We start from the raw sequence: 16247 nt of genomic DNA, 5'->3' as shown, positions 1-16247 counted from the left end.
AGTGTTATTCCGCTGCTGACGACATAAATTCGATATGTGCGGCAGCAGTTCGATCAGCAGCGGCCTCATCCCGCCCGCATGTACGACTACATGCTCGGCGGGAAGGACAACTACGCGGTCGATCGCCAGGCCATCGATCAGCTCGCCGAGCTGATCCCGGAGGCGGTCCCGCTGGCCCGCGCGAACCGGGCCTTCCTTCAGCGTGCCGTACGCTACGTCGCCCGCGCCGGAGTCCGGCAGTTCCTCGACCTCGGCAGCGGGCTGCCGACCCAGGGCAGCGCGCACGAGGTCGTGCCCGAGGCGCGGGTGGTCTACGTCGACAACGATCCGGTGGTCGCCGAGCACGCGCAGAGCCTGCTCCGGCCGGGGCCTGGCCGGACCGGCCTGGCCAGGTTCGTCCAGGCCGACCTGCTCGATCCCGAGGACGTGCTGACCAGGGCCCGGGAGTTCCTCGACCTGGACGAGCCGGTCGGCGTGCTGCTGGTGTCGATCCTGCACTTCCTGCCCGACTCCGCCGACCCGCTGGGGGCGGTGGCGGTGCTGCGGGAGCGGATGGCGCCGGGCGGGTTCCTGGTGATCTCCCATGCGACGACACGGGTCACGACGCAGGTCACGACACGAGTCACGACACGGGCCACGACGCGGGCCACGACTGCGGCGCGCCCGCAGGAGCGCGAGCGGCCCCGGGCCTCCGGGGGGCGCGGGGCCGACCGGACACCGGCCGAGATCCGCGCGTTCTTCGGCGACTTCCCGCTGGAGCCGCCGGGGCTCGTCCAGGCCACCGACTGGCGCCCGGACCGGCCCAAACTGGTCGGCGACTGGTCGCTGCCGTCCTCGCTCATGGCCGGTGTCGGGAAGAAAGCCAAGTAAACCCGAATATCACGAAAAATCGCCAATAATAGCGATTCTGAGTGTTGACCACGAGCCGCGTGTACAGCCATGTGTAATGGGTTAATAACCATGGGTAATGGACGGTTCGGGACAGACGCGCATGCCCCGCAGGCGGTTCATCGCCTGGGGGCTCGGCGCGATCGCGGCCGCCGCCGGGTGCGGGGCGGAGCGCGTCTCCGGCGGCGCGGAGGTCCTGCGTACGCGGTTCTCGGTCAACCCCGGCGGGCAGCAGTGGGCGCGTGTCGCGCGGACGTTCGGCGGCGTGGCCCGCTCGGCCGGGTTCCAGACCGGCGCCGGCACCCCGATCACTGTGGTCGGGCTGCCCGCGCTGTCGGCCGCCGAGCTCAACGACGGCCAGGGCGTGGCCGGTGTCACCACCCCGCTGGCCAGGCTCAGCGGCGAGGTCGAGGTCGTGGTCGTGCCCGCCGCCTCCCCTCTGAAGGACTTCGGCGACTTCGGCGCGCAGCTGCTCGCCCGGCCCGCCCAGACGCCGGTGACCGGCGGGCCGCAGGGTGAGCCCGACCACCTGCTCTTCGGGCTGATCGCCAAGGGCCTCGGCGCCGACACCCGCCAGGTCGACTACACCGGTTACCCCAGCGGCAACGAGGCCGCCACCGCGCTGCTGGCGGGCAAGGCCGTGGCCGCCGCCGGGCCGTTGTCGGAGTGGCGGTTCAACATCGGCAGGGGCCGGGTGCGGGCGCTGGCCGTGTCGTCCGCCCAGCGGCTGCCCGGCCTCGACGCGCCGACCCTGCTGGAGTCGGGCGTGCGGGTCGACTTCACCAACTGGGTGGCCGCGTTCGGGCCCGACGGCATGGGTGAGGAGAGCCGCGAGTGGGCGCTGCGCATGTGCGACGACGTGCTGGGCGCGCCCGGCTGGGAGGCCGCCTGCCGGGCGGCCGGCTGGCTGTCGCTGCCGCTCGTCGGCGACGACTTCGAGCGCTGGCTCGGCTCCGAGGTCGCCCGGACGCGGGCCGTGATGCACGGTCTGGGGCTGATCAACTCCACCCGAGCCACAACATGCTGGGGTAGTTGCGGGAACGGCCACTAGATGTAGGATCCTCGTCGTCGCTGGTTCGCCTCCCCCTGAGGCGGAGCAAAAGGGAACCCGGTGTGATTCCGGGGCTGCCCCGCAGCGGTGAGCGGGAACGACCGCCGTCATGTGCACTGGAGCGGATCCGGGAAGCGACGGCCAGTAGGCGCCATGGAGCACGCCCGCGAGCCCGAAGACCTGCCGGCGACTCCGGGCCGCGTGCCCGGAGGCAATGTTCAGGGCCTCGAGGGTGGGCTGAGGGCGTGACGCGGCCGGGTGCTCCGGTGTCGCGGTGCTCTGGCGTGCCCTCACGGGGATGACTTCGCGAGGAGAAAGAGCACGTGACTCAGATCGTTGGGGTTGACCGCCGCCTGGCCATCGAGGAGGCCGCCGCCCGGGTGATCGCCGACCCGGCCAACTCCCGGCTCGCCGCCCGGCTGCTGGCCGAGGAGATCGCCGAGGAGACCGCGGCGCACGGCGTGCGGTCGTTCTCCGAGTCGATCGCCGCCACCCACGCGGCCGGGCTGATCCAGGACGGGCTGGCGGAGTTCGTGGCCGCGCACGCGGCCGAGCTGGACGGGCTGATCTCGCGGGAGGCGGACGACCGGTTCGAGTACTTCGGGCTCCGCACCGTCCACGACCGCTACCTGCTACGCCATCCGAAGACCCGGCGGGTGCTGGAGCGGCCGCAGCACTTCTTCCTGCGGGTGGCCTGCGGGCTGTCGGAGACCGTCGCCGAGGCCGCCGAGCTGTACGCGCTGATGTCGACGCTGTCGTACCTGCCCAGCTCGCCGACGCTGTTCAACTCGGGGGCGCGCCGCCCGCAGCTGTCGTCCTGCTTCCTGCTCGACTCGCCGCGCGACGAGCTGGAGGCCATCTACGACCGGTACGGCCAGGTCGCCCGTCTGTCCAAGTACGCCGGCGGCATCGGCGTCTCCTGGACCCGGGTGCGCTCGCGCGGCTCTCTGATCCGGGGCACGAACGGCCTGTCCAACGGCATCGTCCCCTGGCTGCGCACGCTCGACTCGTCCGTGGCGGCGGTCAACCAGGGCGGCCGGCGCAAGGGCGCGGCCTGCGTCTACCTGGAGACCTGGCACGCCGACATCGAGGAGTTCCTCGAACTGCGCGACAACACCGGCGAGGACGCCCGCCGCACCCACAACCTCAACCTGGCCAACTGGGTGCCCGACGAGTTCATGCGCCGCGTCGAGGCCGACGAGACCTGGTCGCTCTTCGACCCGAAGGACGTGCCCGACCTGACCGACCTGTACGGCGAGGCGTTCACCGCCGCCTATCGCGCGTACGAGGCCGAGGGCCGGTTCGCCCGCCAGATCCCCGCGCGGACCCTGTACGGCCGGATGATGCGCACGCTCGCCCAGACCGGCAACGGCTGGATGACCTTCAAGGACGCCGCCAACCGCACCTCCAACCAGACCGCCCGCCCCGAGAACGTCATCCACCTGTCGAACCTCTGCACCGAGATCCTCGAGGTCACCAGCGACGCCGAGACGGCCGTGTGCAACCTCGGCTCGGTCAACCTGGCCGCCCACCTCGCCGGCGGCGACCTCGACTGGGAGCGGCTGCGCCGGACCGTCCGCACCGCCGTGCGTTTCCTCGACCGCACCATCGACCTCGGCTTCTACCCGACGCCCGAGGCGGAGGCGGCCAACAAGCGGTGGCGGCCGATGGGGCTCGGCGTGATGGGCCTGGCGGACGTGTTCTTCACGCTGCGGCTGCCCTTCGACTCTCCGCGGGCGCGGGAGCTGTCCACCAGGATCGCCGAGGAGATCGCGCTCGCCGCGTACGACACCTCGGCGGACCTGGCGGCCGAGCGCGGCCGGCACCCGTCGTACGACGAGACCAGGGCGGCAGGGGGAGTGCTGCACCCCGACCACTACGGGGTGAGCTCGCCGCGCTGGGAGGCGCTCCGGGAGAAGATCGCCGTGACGGGGCTGCGGAACTCGCTGTTGATCGCCATCGCGCCGACCGCCACGATCGCCTCCATCGCCGGTTGCTACGAGTGCATCGAGCCGCAGGTGTCCAACGTGTTCAAGCGCGAGACGCTGTCGGGCGAGTTCCTGCAGGTCAACCGCTATCTGGTGGCCGACCTGCAGGCGCGCGGGCTGTGGACGCAGGAGATGCGCGACGCGATCAAGCGGGCCGACGGCTCGGTGCAGACGGTGCCCGGCATCCCCGACGACCTCAAGCTGCTGTACCGCACGGCCTGGGAGCTGCCGCAGAAGGCGCTCATCGACCTGGCCGCGGCGCGGCAGCCGTACGTCGACCAGGGGCAGTCGCTCAACCTCTTCATGGCCAGCCCGACCATCGGCAAGCTCTCCTCGATGTACGCCTACGCCTGGAAGAGCGGCCTGAAGACGACGTACTACCTGCGCTCACGCCCGGCGACCCGGATCTCCCAGACGACGGTCGCCCAGCCCACGCCGGCCCAGCCCGTCGCGGACGTGATCGCCTGCTCCCTTGAGAACCCCGAGACCTGCGAAGCGTGCCAGTGAAGGAGATCTTGTGATGTTGCTCGACCCCGGGATGGATCTGACGCTCCGCCCGATGCGCTACCCCGACTTCTACGAGCGTTTCCGCGCGGCCATCCGCAACACGTGGACGGTCGAGGAGGTGGACCTGCACACCGACCTCGCCGACCTGGCGAAGATGACGCCGCAGGAGCGGCATTTGATCAACCGGCTGGTGGCGTTCTTCGCGACCGGCGACTCCATCGTGGCCAACAACCTGGTGCTCAACCTCTACCAGCACGTCAACGCCCCCGAGGCGCGCCTGTACCTGAGCAGGCAGCTGTTCGAGGAGGCCGTGCACGTGCAGTTCTACCTGACGCTGCTCGACACCTACCTGCCGGATCCGGACGAGCGGGTCAAGGCGTTCGCCGCGATCGAGCACATCCCGTCGATCCGCGACAAGGCGGAGTTCTGCTTCAAGTGGATCGACTCGATCGACGGCCTGCGGCGGCTGGAGACCGCGGACGAGCGCCGGCAGTTCCTGCTCAACCTCATCTGCTTCGCCGCCTGCATCGAGGGCCTGTTCTTCTACGGCGCCTTCGCGTACGTCTACTGGTTCCGCTCCCGGGGGCTGCTCGGCGGGCTGGCCACCGGGACGAACTGGGTGTTCCGGGATGAGTCCATGCACATGGAGTTCGCGTTCAGCGTCGTGGACACGGTCAGGGCCGAGGAGCCGGAGCTGTTCGACGATCAGCTGGGCGAGCAGGTCGCCGAGATGCTGGAGGAGGCCGTCGCCGCCGAGCTGGCCTTCGCCGCGGACCTGTGCGGCGACGGCATGCCGGGCATGGGCGTCGCGCAGATGCGCCAGTACCTCGAGTACGTCGCCGACCAGCGGCTGGCCAGGCTCGGCCTGCCCCGGCGGTACGGCTCGGCGAACCCGTTCGCGTTCATGGAGCTGCAGGACGTGCAGGAACTGGCGAACTTCTTCGAGCGGCGGGTTTCGGCTTACCAGGTGGCAGTAGAGGGCAATGTGACCTTTGACGAGACGTTCTAAGACATTGGGGGCATGAACGTGCAGTCTCCAGCGGACTGGCCGATTCTCCTGATCGCGGTGGTCGGCTCGATCCTCCTGGTGGAAGTGATCCGGCGGGTGCTGAGCAAGGCGGGGCGCAAGTGGGAGCTGGCCCGGCATCTCGTGGAGCACTGCACGTGGCCCGCGTTCACCGTGGCCGCGGTGGCGGCGACGAACGTGGCCTTCCGGCCGGGGATGTTCGGGGAGGCCCCGGGCGAGCTCGGGGCGGGGGCCACCGTCGACCGTTTTCTCGGTCTGGGCACGATCGGCGCCGTCACCTGGCTGATCGTGCAGGCCACGTACGCGCTGACGGACGTCGTGCTCGACCGGCTGGTGCGGGTCGAGGGCGAGCGCAACCGGCGGGCGCGGCGCATCAGGACACAACTCGGGCTGGTGCGCCGCATCGCCGCGGCCGTCATCATCGTCATCGCGCTCGGCGCGATGCTCTTCTCGTTCCCGCAGGTGCGCGCTCTCGGAGCGGGGCTGCTGGCCTCGGCGGGCATCGCGGGCGCGGTCGTCGGCATCGCCGCCCAGCCGACCCTCGGCAACATGCTCGCCGGGCTCCAGCTCGCCTTCAGCGACGCGCTGCGCCTGGACGACGTGGTCGTCGTCGAGGAGGAGTGGGGGCGCATCGAGGAGCTCACCCTCACGTACGTGGTGCTGCGGCTGTGGGACGAGCGCCGGCTCGTGCTGCCGGTGTCGTACTTCACCCAGAACCCGTTCGAGAACTGGACGCGGCACGGCAGCCGGGTGCTGGCCGTGGTGTACCTGCGGGTGGACTGGTCGGTGCCGGTGGGGAAACTGCGCGAGGCCCTGTACGAGTTCCTGCAGGGCAACCCGCTGTGGGACCAGAAGGACTGGACGCTCCAGGTCACCGACGTGCTGCCGAACGGCCTGGTGGAGCTGCGGGCGCTGATGAGCGCCGCCGACTCGCCGTCGGCGTGGGACCTCAAATGCGATGTGCGCGAGTTCCTCGTCGACTTCGTCCGCGACAACTATCCGGACGCACTTCCCCGTTTCCGCGTCGAATCTCCGGTTAGCAGGGCCGGCGTGAAATGGGGCCTGGATCCGTCGTCATAAATGTGTGGCACGCGCCCGGATCATCGGTTTACCGTGGACAACGTCGAACGGCGACAAAGACAGGGAAGGGGGAGCGCGACGTGAACGACCTGCGACCGGCCCTTCCCAGGCCGCGCCGGAGGCTTTCCGGATAATCCTTCACGGAATTCCGCAGAAAGCCGCCCGCAGAAATCCGGGGCGGCTTTCTTGTTGTACCGAGTGTGGGGCAGTTTGGTCAGCCCGCCTGCCTTGGGAGCAGGAGCACCGCAGGTTCGAATCCTGCCACTCGGACGACGGCCCTGAAAGGAAAGGGCCGCGGGCACGGCCTGGCCGGTGGGAATGGCGCCCCCCGGCCGGACCACGCCCTCGCCCCGGGCCGGCCCACGCCAGCCCGAGCCCGGGGCCCACCCAGCCGCTCTGGCCCAACTGGCAGAGGCGCCGTCTTCAGGAGGCGGAGGTTCGGGGTTCGAATCCCCGGAGCGGCACTTGAGTCAGGAGGCGGTGACGTCGTCCGCGGCGAGCAGCGCGGCCAGGCCCAGGAAGATCACGCCGCTGCCCAGGTCGACCTTGCGCATGGTCGCGGCCGGGATGCCGGTGGCGCCGATGCCGTTGCCGACGGCGATGTAGCCGAGGCCCACGACGAGCTCGACGGCCAGGTACGCCGCCCCCAACGCGGCGATCTGGACGCCGGCGTCCGCCTGCGACCCGCCGGTGAACTGGGGGAGCAGGGCGGCGAAGAGCAGCAGGGCCTTGGGGTTGCTCAGCGCCACGAGAAACTCGTTGAGCATCAGCGGCCGCAGCTCCTTCCTGGCCGGCGCCGTGGAAGCGGCCGGGGCGGCGGGCGGCCGCCGCGCGCGCCGCAGGCAGGAGATCCCGATCCAGGCCAGGTAGACGACGCCCACCCACTTGACCGCCGTCAGCCAGGCGGCCGACGTCGCCAGCACCGCGCCGAGCCCCGCCACGACCAGGCCGATGATGATGACGAAGGCGACCAGCCGCGCGAAGATCCCGGCCAGCGCGTACGTCATTCCGTGCCGTACGGCGTTGTTCAGGCCGAGGAGCTGGTTGGCTCCCGGGATGAGCGACACCAGAAAAGCGGCGGGGATGAAACCGGCCCAATTGATCATTTGTTGTACACCTGACCTGCAGACCACCGGGTATCCCTGAGAGTGGGCATCCCAGGAGCTATCAGACAATACGCCGGTCGCGGAACCACCCCATCGGCCGGGTACGTCACCCGAACAGACGCCGGTTGGCCAGCGTCCAGGCCAGCCGGCGCTCCAGCTCGCCGAGGTAACCCTCGGCGACCCAGCGGGCCTGCGGCCGGCGCCCCTGCGCGGCCAGCCGGCGTACCTGGGCGATCGTGTCCCGCTGCACGGCGGCCACCTCGTCCGCCAGGCCCGAGACGGCGGGCAGGCCGTAGGCGGCGGCGAACAGCTCCATCCGGCGCCGCCGGTCGGGCGGCTCGGGGTAACCCAGCCAGCGCAGGCACTCGGAGTCGTCGCGGAACGGCGCGGTGTACTCCAGCGCGTACGCGACGTCGAACATGCGCGAGCCCGGCCGGGCGTTGTCCCAGTCGAGAATCCCCGCGGGCACGCCGTCGCGCCAGACGACGTTCCACGGGCCGAAGTCGCCGTGGCAGACCAGCTCCCCGTCGCCGAGCCCGCACCGGCCGGTGATCCAGGCGAGGTCGCCCGGCGGGCGGAAGCCGGCGACCGCGTCATGGTAGTCGCGCAGCAGCCGGGCGAAGGCGGCCAGGCCCTCGTCGGAGACCACTTGGGCCCAGCCGGCCGGGCCCGCCGCCCCCTCCACGTACGTGAGGACCTCCCGGCCCTGCTCGTCGATCCCGAGCACGCGCGGCGCGTACCGGAAACCGGCGTCCGCCAGGTGCCGGAGCAGCGCGTGGACGGCGGGCGTCCACGGCTGCACCGGCCTGCGCACGGTGTCGCCGACCCGCACGACCCTTCGGTCGGGGGTGTCCTGCAGCACCTCCTCCGCCACGGATCGAGCGTAGGGGGACAGACCGGCCGCGAGCAGCCCTATATTCGGGGGAACGTCGTCGTTGGCGGTCGCAACAGCCCTGCGCTACGGTGTGGCGCGGTGTGCCGGGAAGTCTGGTCGGCGGCGTCCCCGGCCCTGCCCCACCCCACCCGGAGGCCTCCGTGACCAGTGACGATGCCCGATGACACGGCATCGACCGGCCCTGCCGGGCCGCATCGGGCATCCCGCGGTGGTCATCGCCACCGGGTTCGGCACCGCCGTGCTGATCGGCACGCTGCTGCTGGCCACCCCGATGGCGACCACCGCGGGCGACTCCTCACACTGGCTGACCGCCCTGTTCACCGCCACCTCGGCCGTCTGCGTGACCGGCCTGGTCGTGGTCGACACCGAGGCGCACTGGTCGGTGTTCGGCGAGGTGGTCATCGCGCTGCTCATCCAGGCGGGCGGCCTCGGCATCATGACGCTCGCCACCCTGGCCATGGTCGTCCTGTCCGGCCGGCTCGGGCTGCGCGCCCGCCTGTCCGCGCAACTGGAGACCAAGTCCGTGGTGGCCGCCGACCTGCGCCAGGTGCTGCGCCGGGTGGTGCTGTTCAGCCTGGTGTGCGAGGCGGCCGTGGCCGCCGTGCTCACCGGCCGCTTCCTCCTCGGGTACGGCGAGCCGTTCGGCCGCGCGGCCTACCTGGGGATCTTCCACGCGGTGTCCGCGTTCAACAACGCCGGGTTCGCGCTGTGGCCCGACAACCTGATGCGCTTCGTCGCCGACCCGTGGATCAGCCTCACCGTCGCGCTGGCCGTGGTCGTCGGCGGTCTCGGCTTCCCCGTCGTCTTCGAGCTGCTGCGCGCGTGGCGGCGGCCCCGGCGCTGGTCGCTGCTGACCCGGATCACGATGGGCCTGACCGTCGTGCTGCTCACCGGCGGCACGCTCGCGTTCCTGGCGACCGAGTGGCACAACCCCGCCACGATGGGCCCGCTGGACGACTCCGGCAAACTGCTGTCGGCCTTCTTCGCCGCCGTCATGCCGCGTTCCGGCGGCTTCAACACCCTCGACATCGCCCAGATGAACCCGTCGTCGTGGCTGGTCACCGACGTGCTGATGTTCATCGGCGGCGGCAGCGCCGGCACCGCGGGCGGCATCAAGGTCACCACGTTCGGGTTCCTGCTGTTCATCGTCTGGTCGGAGCTGCGCGGCGAGAGCCACGTCAACATCGGCCACCGCCGGCTGCCCTCCGCCACCCAGCGTCAGGCGCTGTCGATCAGCCTGCTCGGCATCGTCCTGGTCACGGTGTCGACCTGGATCATGCTGATCATCACGCCGCACAGCCTGGACCAGGTGATGTTCGAGGTGATCTCGGCCTTCGCCACCAACGGCATGTCCACCGGCATCACCGCCGACACCACGCTGGCCGGTCACGTGCTGCTGAGCCTGCTGATGTTCATCGGCCGCATCGGGCCGCTGACGCTCGGCTCGGCGCTCGCCCTGAAACAACGCACCCGCCGCTACGAGCTGCCCGAGGAGCGCGTCATCGTGGGCTGACGCCGCCCGTGGACAGCACGACCGAAAGGATCATCACCACCCCGGCCGCCAGGGCGCAGGCCATCGTCACGGGGAACGGCGGCAGCACGAACACGCCGGCGGCGCACGCCACGCCGATCCCTGCCGTGGCCGGACCGCCCAGCCGCTGGGCCCGACCCCCGCCGTGCCGCGGCGCCTCCTCGTACAGGCGGGGCAGGGCGAGACCGAGCCCGGTCGTCAGCAGGCCGACCGCGACGCCCACGGTCCGCTCCAAGGGGAACGCGTGACCGGCGGCGTCCGCCAGCACGCCGGTGTGGACGGCGGTGAGCACCGGCGGCAGGAGCACGAACAGCACGTTCACCGCCCGCCGCCGCGCGGCCGCCGATGCCATGAGCATCGGCGGCAGCAGGGGGCGCAGGCGCTCGCCGGCCGCGGTGGCGCCCGCCATGCCCACGCCGATGACCACGCCGATGACCACGAGGGTCGCCGGCATCGCCGCCGCCATGACGGCCTTCGGCACGTGGGCGCCGGGCCGGTCGGCGGTGGGCCGCCTCGTCGTGACGACGTCCGGCAGCGCGTCCCAGAGCCGCCAGGCGACGGCGGTCATCACGACGAGCGCGAGCGCGGAGACGACGACGCCCGCCCACGGAACGCGTTTCATGGTGTCCTCCCGGAGGCCGCGGGTGCCGCGAGCGTAGCTCCGCGCGGTCCGGCCGGACATCCACCGCGGGGCACATGACCGGGGTCATCGTCGCGGACATGACCTCCGGCACGCTGTGCCGCGCGGAGGCGATCGTTATGCTCCCCATATGGGACAGGCGGGCGCGATCCGTGACATCAGCGGCTGGATCGGGTTCTCCGGCGACCGTCCGCCCATGGTGTTCACCGTCTTCTTCTGGGGCTCGGCCGTCATCTGCGCCGTGGTGTTCGCGGGCGGCCTCGCGATGCTCGGCGACGGGGGCGTCCTGCCGTTGCATCGGGCGCTGTCGGTGCTCGGTGCCGCCGCGCTGCCGGTAGCGGCCGTCCTGTGGCACGTGCTGCCGTGGCGCGCGGGAGCACCGCTCCCGCGCCGGGCGGCGACCGCGGCGTTCCTGGTGCTGACCCTGCTGCTCATGCCGGGCGGCGGGCTCGTCTGCCTGCTGATCGTGAGCCTGGCCGTGGGGAACGCGCTCGTGGTCTTCGGGCTGCGCGGCGCCCTGGCGTACGCGGGCCTCGCGGGCCTGTACTCCTTCGCGCTCGGGGCGCTCAACCCGGCCAGGTCGGTGCTCGCGGCGGCCGTCGACGGCGCGCTCCTGCTGCTGCTCTGCCTGGTGATCCTCGTGGTCGTCGTCGCCATGGTCGACTCCCACGACCGCGCCGAGGAGACCCGCCGCCTGCTGGCCGAGCTCGAGCAGGCCCACGCCGAGCTGGAACGGTACGCGGCCCGCTCCCGCGAACTGGCCGTCGCCGAGGAACGCGCCCGGCTGGCCCGCGACATGCACGACTCGGTGGGCCACTACCTCACCGTCATCAACGTGGGCCTGCAGAACGCCCAGCGCTACCGCGTCATCCGCCCCGACGCCGCCTGGGACGAGGTGTGCCAGGCCCAGGCGCTCACCCTCGAAGCGCTCACCGACACCCGCCGCTGGGTCCGGGCGCTCAAACCCCTGCGCATGGACGGCCGCGCCGGCGTCGCCGGCCTGCGCGCCCTGGCGGAGTCGTTCGGTTCGGCCGACACCGGCGTCGTCTTCACCGTCACCGGCGCCTGGCCAGGGGTGGACGAGGCCAGGGAGCTGGTCTGCTACCGGGTCGTCCAGGAGGGGCTGACCAACGCCCTGCGCCACGCGCGCGCCCGCCGCATCGAGGTCGCGCTCGACTGCACCCCGCAACGGGTGCGGGTGACGGTCCGCGACGACGGCGAGGGCGCGCCGCCGGAAGCGCTGGACGGCGGGTTCGGATTGCGCGGATTGCGGGAACGCCTGGCGGCCGTGGACGGCGTGCTGGACGTCGTCCCGGCCCCCGGGTTCACCCTGCGGGCGATGGTGCCGGTGTGATGGGCGTGATCCGCGTCCTGCTGGTGGACGACCACATCCTCATGCGCGAGGGCCTGCGCAAACTCCTGGAGATCGAGCCCGGCATCGAGATCGCCGCGACCGCCGCCGGCGGCGAGGACGCCCTCGCCTGGCTGGCCGCGGCCGCCGAGCCGCCCCACGTCGCCCTCGTCGACGCCCGCATGCCGGGCATGGACGGCGTGGAGCTCGTCAGGCGGCTGCGCGCGGGGTTCCCCGAGATCGCGCCGGTGATCCTGACGACGTTCGACGACGACGACTACATCTTCGGCGGCCTGCGCGCGGGCGCGCGGGGCTACCTGCTGAAGGACACCCCGCCGGACGAGCTGGTGGACGCCATCAGACGGGGCGCCCGGGGCGAGACCGTGCTGGGCCGCGCGGCCACCGAACGGCTGGTGAGCGCCCTGCGCGAGGAGCCCGCCCCCGCGCCGCGCACGGGCCCGCCCTGCGGCCTGTCGGAACGCGAGTACGAGATCGCGCTGCTCATCGGCTCGGGCGCGTCCAACCGGGAGATCGCGCGGCGGCTGCACATCACTGAGGGCACGGCCAAGAACCACATCTCCAGCTGCCTGCGCAAACTCGGCCTGCGCGACCGCACCCAGCTCGCGGTCTGGGTCTCCAGGAACCCCTAGGTCTTCGCGCCGCCGCGCAGCCGGCGGGCGAGGCCGTACCAGGCCGGTATCTCGCGCTCGTCGTCGAACCAGCGGGCGACCACGATGTCGGTCGAGGAGTGCAGCAGGATCGACAACACGATCGTCACCGCGACGATCTGGAAGACCTGCTGCCCGGCCGCGATGCCGGAGGCCAGCACGATCAGCCCGTACACGACCGAGGCGAACCCCTTGGGGCCGAACCACGCCACCGCCGCCTGCTCGCGTACCGACAGGCCGGAGCCGAGGAAGGACAGCCAGATCGCCAGCGGGCGGGCCAGCACGAGGGCGAGGATCGCGAACGCCCAGCCCTGCCAGCCCACCGAGCCGAGCAGCGACGGCGTGATCAGCGCGCCGAACAGCAGCAGCGCCGCCAGCTTGAACAGCTCGGCGATCAGCTCGCCGAAGTGCTCGAACGACTCGCGCTGCCGCGCCCCGAACGTGGCCACCGTGATGCCCGCCGAGAACGCCGCCAGGAACAGGTTGCCGTGCGTGGCCTTGCCCAGCGCCAGCACGAGCAGCCCGATCGCCAGGGCGTTGAGCGGCTCGTACTGGGTGGAGGCGGAGAACAGGCGGGTCTGCTCCAGCTTGATCGCCAGCCACGGCACCGCGACGCCGATCAGCACGCCGAGGCCCAGCTCCAGCCCGAGCGCACCCAGATGCAGGTCGTCGGAGCCGGCCGCGACGGCCAGGAACACCATCACGAACGGCAGCGCCAGGCCGTCGTTGACACCCGACTCGACGTTCAGCAGCTGCCGCAGCCGCGGCGGCACCTTCTCGTTGCCGACGAGCGCCGAGGCGAACACCGGGTCGGTCGGCGCCAGGATCGCGCCGACCAGCAGTGACTCGACCCAGCCGAGGCCGAGCAGGAAGTGAGCGCCGGACGCGGTGACCGCGAGCGTCAGCGGCAACCCCCAGCCCAGCGCCCGGCCCGGCAGCCGCCACGCGGTGCGCAGGTCCGTCCAGCCGACGCGCATGCCGTCGGTGAACAGCACCGCGAACAGCGCCAGCTCGGCCAGCGTGCCCACCAGCTCGTCGCCGGGCCGTACCGACAGCACGCCGAGCGCGCCGTCGCCCAGTACGAACCCGGCCACCAGGAACAGCGCCGCGGTGGACAGGATCGTACGGTTGGCGAGGCTGGAGACGAGAACGGCGAGCAGCAGCACGCTCGCGAAGGCCGTCAGCAGGGCCATGGGGGGAGCCTCCTCCTCGACCCGCCCGATCGGCGGGTGACGGGATTACAGGTAACGCAGCCAGAGGTACGGCACGCACAACGCGATCGTGACCGAGGCGACCACCAGGCCGTACTTGGTGAACTGCCAGAAGCTGATCGGCGTGCCGTTGCGGGCCGCGATGCCGAGCACGACGACGTTGGCCGCCGCGCCCACGGCCGTGGCGTTGCCGCCCAGGTCGGCGCCGAAGGCCAGCGCCCACCACAGCACCTGCGCCGCGTCGTTGCCGCCGTTGGCCTGGACGAGCTCGGCGACGATGGGGCTCATCGTGGCGACGTACGGGATGTTGTCCACGATCGCCGACAGGACGCCGGACGCGCCCAGCAGCAGCATCGTGGTCAGCCCGAGCTGCCCCTGGGTGGCGTTCGCCGCCGCCTCGGAGATCTGGCCGATGACGCCGGTCTCGACGAGGGCGCCGACCATGACGAACAGGCCGGCGAAGAACACCAGGGTCGGCCACTCGACCTCGCGGATGGCGTCCTGGGTCGTCACCTTCGTGGCCGCGACCAGCACCCCGGCGCCCAGCAGGGCGACCACGGAGGGCTCGTAGTGCAGCACCGGGTGCAGCACGAACGCCGCCATCACCAGCGCCAGCACGGCCAGCGACTGCCACAGCAGCCGCCGGTCGGCGATGGCCTCGCGCTCGTTCAGCGCCATGACCTCCGCGGCCCGCTCGGGGTCGTACCGGAACGACTTGCGGAACAGCCACCGGCACATCCCGATGAACACCACCATCAGGATGACGACCATCGGCGCCATGTGGACGAGGAAGTCGTTGAAGCTGAGCCCGGCGCGGCTGGCGATGATGATGTTCGGCGGATCGCCGACCAGCGTCGCCGCGCCGCCGATGTTGGAGGCGAGGGCTTCGGCGATGAGGAACGGCGCCGCGGACAGCGCCAGCCGTTCGCACACCAGGAACGTCACCGGCGCGATGAGCAGCACGGTCGTGACGTTGTCCAGCAGCGCCGAGGCGAACGCCGTGATGACCACCAGCAGCACCATGAGCCGGTAGGGATGACCCTTGGCGCGTTTGGCGGCCCAGATCGCGAGGTATTCGAACACCCCGGTCTGCTTGAGCACGCCGACGATGACCATCATGCCGAGCAGCAGGAAGATGACGTTCCAGTCGATGCCGGAGTGCTCGTTGAAGAACGCCGCGCCCGAGTCGGTGGCGTGGATCAGCAGCATGATCCCCGCCCCGCCGAGCGCCGCCGCGACGCGGTGGACCTTCTCCGTGGCGATCAGGGCGTACGCCGCCAGGAAGACCGCCACCGCGATCCATGCGGTGACGCTCACGTGCCCACCCTCCGGTACGGCGAGGGCAGGGCGGCGGAGCCGAGGGGGAGATCCGGCGCAGCGAAGCACGCACGCATGGCGGGGGCCTCTTTCGAGATCGACAACAGGGACCGCCGACCAGACTTCCCGGCACACCTGTCAACAACCTATCAACGATCGTCAAAACGCCCAATGGGCGCATGAGCCACACGGGTCGTATCGTGACCTCATGGCTGACGCGATCTTCGAACACCCCCGCCTCGCGGCCGTCTACGACCCCCTCGACCCCGACCGCGGCGACCTGGACGTGTACGCGGCCATCGCCGAGGAGCTGGGCGCGCGCCGCGTGCTGGACGTCGGCTGCGGCACGGGCACGTTCGCGCTCCTGCTGGCCGGGCGCGGCATCGAGGTGACCGGGGTCGACCCGGCCGCGGCCTCGCTCGACGTCGCCCGCGCCAAGCCCGGGGCCGAGCGGGTGCGCTGGATCCACGGCGACGCCCGAGCCGTGCCGCCGATGGAGGCCGACCTCGCCACCATGACCGCGAACGTCGCCCAGGCCGTCGTGGAGCCGGACGACTGGCGGGCCACGCTGAGCGCCGTCCGCGACGCGCTGCGGCCCGGGGGACACCTGGTGTTCGAGACCCGCGATCCGGCCCGCCGCGCCTGGCTGGAGTGGAACAGGGAGAGCACCTACCAGGTCAGGGACCTCCCGGGCGTCGGCCGGGTGGAGACCTGGACCGACCTGCTCGACGCCCGCCTTCCGCTGGTGACCTTCCGCGGCACATGGGTGTTCGCCTCCGACGGCCAGGTGCTGACGTCGGAGTCCACGCTGCGCTTCCGCGAGCGGGACGAGGTCGAGGCGGACCTGGCGGCGCACGGCTACGTCCTGCGGGAGGTCCGCGACGCCCCCGACCGGCCTGGCCGGGAGTTCGTCTTCCTCGCCGCCCGGCCCGAGGAGTGACCGTGCGGCGGCTTTGGGGATGTCTTGACGGCCGAGGGCTTCCCGCG

At 71.6% G+C, this 16247-nt stretch carries 14 protein-coding genes, 2 tRNA genes and 1 riboswitch; of the genes, 11 read left to right on the top strand and 5 right to left on the bottom strand.

All coding sequences use genetic code 11. The annotated features are described in order from the left end of the window. Positions 1-36 precede the first annotated feature (36 nt). The 7 genes from ACIBP6_RS25150 to ACIBP6_RS25120 all read left to right on the top strand — a co-directional run bounded on the left by ACIBP6_RS25150 (position 37) and on the right by ACIBP6_RS25120 (position 7005). Positions 37-870, top strand: coding sequence for an SAM-dependent methyltransferase (locus tag ACIBP6_RS25150; protein ID WP_397055862.1), 834 nt, complete (start codon positions 37-39; stop codon positions 868-870). A gap of 97 nt (positions 871-967) precedes the next feature. Continuing rightward, on the top strand, positions 968-1939 hold the full coding sequence (locus ACIBP6_RS25145; protein ID WP_397055860.1) for a tripartite tricarboxylate transporter substrate-binding protein: 972 nt from the start codon (positions 968-970) through the stop codon (positions 1937-1939). A gap of 4 nt (positions 1940-1943) precedes the next feature. Further along, a riboswitch (cobalamin riboswitch) is annotated at positions 1944-2141 on the top strand. 121 nt (positions 2142-2262) lie between these two features. Further along, positions 2263-4434, top strand: a complete 2172-nt coding sequence (locus tag ACIBP6_RS25140; protein WP_397055858.1) for a ribonucleoside-diphosphate reductase subunit alpha — start codon at positions 2263-2265, stop codon at positions 4432-4434. Between the two features lie 13 nt (positions 4435-4447). Further along, positions 4448-5443, top strand: a complete 996-nt coding sequence (locus tag ACIBP6_RS25135; protein WP_397055856.1) for a ribonucleotide-diphosphate reductase subunit beta — start codon at positions 4448-4450, stop codon at positions 5441-5443. Positions 5444-5455: 12 nt separating this feature from the next. Then, positions 5456-6541, top strand: a complete 1086-nt coding sequence (locus ACIBP6_RS25130; protein ID WP_397055854.1) for a mechanosensitive ion channel family protein — start codon at positions 5456-5458, stop codon at positions 6539-6541. 194 nt (positions 6542-6735) lie between these two features. Next, a tRNA-Pro gene (locus tag ACIBP6_RS25125) sits at positions 6736-6811 on the top strand. Positions 6812-6931: 120 nt separating this feature from the next. Continuing rightward, a tRNA-Leu gene (locus ACIBP6_RS25120) sits at positions 6932-7005 on the top strand. A gap of 6 nt (positions 7006-7011) precedes the next feature. Here ACIBP6_RS25120 and ACIBP6_RS25115 read toward each other — a convergent pair. Beyond that, positions 7012-7647: a LysE family translocator gene (locus ACIBP6_RS25115; protein WP_397055852.1), complete on the bottom strand. Its 636-nt coding sequence runs from the start codon at positions 7645-7647 to the stop codon at positions 7012-7014. 106 nt (positions 7648-7753) lie between these two features. Beyond that, entirely contained in the window at positions 7754-8521 is a 768-nt protein-coding gene (locus tag ACIBP6_RS25110) for an aminoglycoside phosphotransferase family protein (RefSeq protein WP_397055850.1), read from the bottom strand. Between the two features lie 181 nt (positions 8522-8702). Between ACIBP6_RS25110 and ACIBP6_RS25105 the strand changes: the two genes are divergently transcribed. Beyond that, a complete protein-coding gene (locus tag ACIBP6_RS25105) occupies positions 8703-10055 on the top strand; it encodes a TrkH family potassium uptake protein (protein ID WP_397055848.1) in 1353 nt (450 codons plus the stop codon). Here ACIBP6_RS25105 and ACIBP6_RS25100 read toward each other — a convergent pair. Continuing rightward, positions 10042-10695 carry a hypothetical protein gene (locus ACIBP6_RS25100; protein WP_397055846.1) on the bottom strand — a complete coding sequence of 218 codons (654 nt, stop codon included), beginning with the start codon at positions 10693-10695 and terminating at the stop codon, positions 10042-10044. The two genes, ACIBP6_RS25105 and ACIBP6_RS25100, sit on opposite strands and share 14 nt — an antisense overlap. Positions 10696-10843: 148 nt before the next feature. On the opposite strand from ACIBP6_RS25100, the gene ACIBP6_RS25095 reads away from it, so the two are divergent. Further along, positions 10844-12067 carry a sensor histidine kinase gene (locus tag ACIBP6_RS25095; RefSeq protein ID WP_397055844.1) on the top strand — a complete coding sequence of 408 codons (1224 nt, stop codon included), beginning with the start codon at positions 10844-10846 and terminating at the stop codon, positions 12065-12067. Further along, entirely contained in the window at positions 12067-12714 is a 648-nt protein-coding gene (locus tag ACIBP6_RS25090; protein ID WP_397055842.1) for a response regulator, read from the top strand. Before ACIBP6_RS25095 ends, ACIBP6_RS25090 begins: the two co-directional genes overlap by 1 nt. On the opposite strand, the gene ACIBP6_RS25085 is transcribed toward ACIBP6_RS25090, so the two are convergent. Continuing rightward, positions 12711-13925 (bottom strand): cation:proton antiporter, encoded by a 1215-nt coding sequence (locus tag ACIBP6_RS25085; protein ID WP_397055841.1) that lies wholly within the window; start codon positions 13923-13925, stop codon positions 12711-12713. The two genes, ACIBP6_RS25090 and ACIBP6_RS25085, sit on opposite strands and share 4 nt — an antisense overlap. A 45-nt stretch (positions 13926-13970) precedes the next feature. Next, positions 13971-15260: an ArsB/NhaD family transporter gene (locus ACIBP6_RS25080; RefSeq protein ID WP_397055839.1), complete on the bottom strand. Its 1290-nt coding sequence runs from the start codon at positions 15258-15260 to the stop codon at positions 13971-13973. Between the two features lie 208 nt (positions 15261-15468). On the opposite strand from ACIBP6_RS25080, the gene ACIBP6_RS25075 reads away from it, so the two are divergent. Beyond that, positions 15469-16200: a class I SAM-dependent methyltransferase gene (locus ACIBP6_RS25075; RefSeq protein ID WP_397055837.1), complete on the top strand. Its 732-nt coding sequence runs from the start codon at positions 15469-15471 to the stop codon at positions 16198-16200. Positions 16201-16247: the final 47 nt, after the last annotated feature.

It is taken from the genome of Nonomuraea terrae (assembly GCF_044465245.1).
GTDB lineage: Bacteria > Actinomycetota > Actinomycetes > Streptosporangiales > Streptosporangiaceae > Nonomuraea > Nonomuraea terrae.
The sequence above is the reverse complement of the archived record's forward strand: the minus strand, read 5'-3'. Positions and strand labels throughout refer to the sequence as shown.

What these genes read in the sequence shown, in the direction of transcription:
- ACIBP6_RS25145 (WP_397055860.1), top strand. Translation starts at nt 968, where the DNA reads ATGGACGGTTCGGGACAGACGCGCATGCCCCGCAGGCGGTTCATCGCC.
- ACIBP6_RS25135 (WP_397055856.1), top strand. Translation starts at nt 4,448, where the DNA reads ATGTTGCTCGACCCCGGGATGGATCTGACGCTCCGCCCGATGCGCTAC.
- ACIBP6_RS25130 (WP_397055854.1), top strand. Translation starts at nt 5,456, where the DNA reads ATGAACGTGCAGTCTCCAGCGGACTGGCCGATTCTCCTGATCGCGGTG.
- ACIBP6_RS25115 (WP_397055852.1), bottom strand. Translation starts at nt 7,647, where the DNA reads ATGATCAATTGGGCCGGTTTCATCCCCGCCGCTTTTCTGGTGTCGCTC.
- ACIBP6_RS25105 (WP_397055848.1), top strand. Translation starts at nt 8,703, where the DNA reads ATGACACGGCATCGACCGGCCCTGCCGGGCCGCATCGGGCATCCCGCG.
- ACIBP6_RS25100 (WP_397055846.1), bottom strand. Translation starts at nt 10,695, where the DNA reads ATGAAACGCGTTCCGTGGGCGGGCGTCGTCGTCTCCGCGCTCGCGCTC.
- ACIBP6_RS25095 (WP_397055844.1), top strand. Translation starts at nt 10,844, where the DNA reads ATGGGACAGGCGGGCGCGATCCGTGACATCAGCGGCTGGATCGGGTTC.
- ACIBP6_RS25090 (WP_397055842.1), top strand. Translation starts at nt 12,067, where the DNA reads ATGGGCGTGATCCGCGTCCTGCTGGTGGACGACCACATCCTCATGCGC.
- ACIBP6_RS25085 (WP_397055841.1), bottom strand. Translation starts at nt 13,925, where the DNA reads ATGGCCCTGCTGACGGCCTTCGCGAGCGTGCTGCTGCTCGCCGTTCTC.
- ACIBP6_RS25075 (WP_397055837.1), top strand. Translation starts at nt 15,469, where the DNA reads ATGGCTGACGCGATCTTCGAACACCCCCGCCTCGCGGCCGTCTACGAC.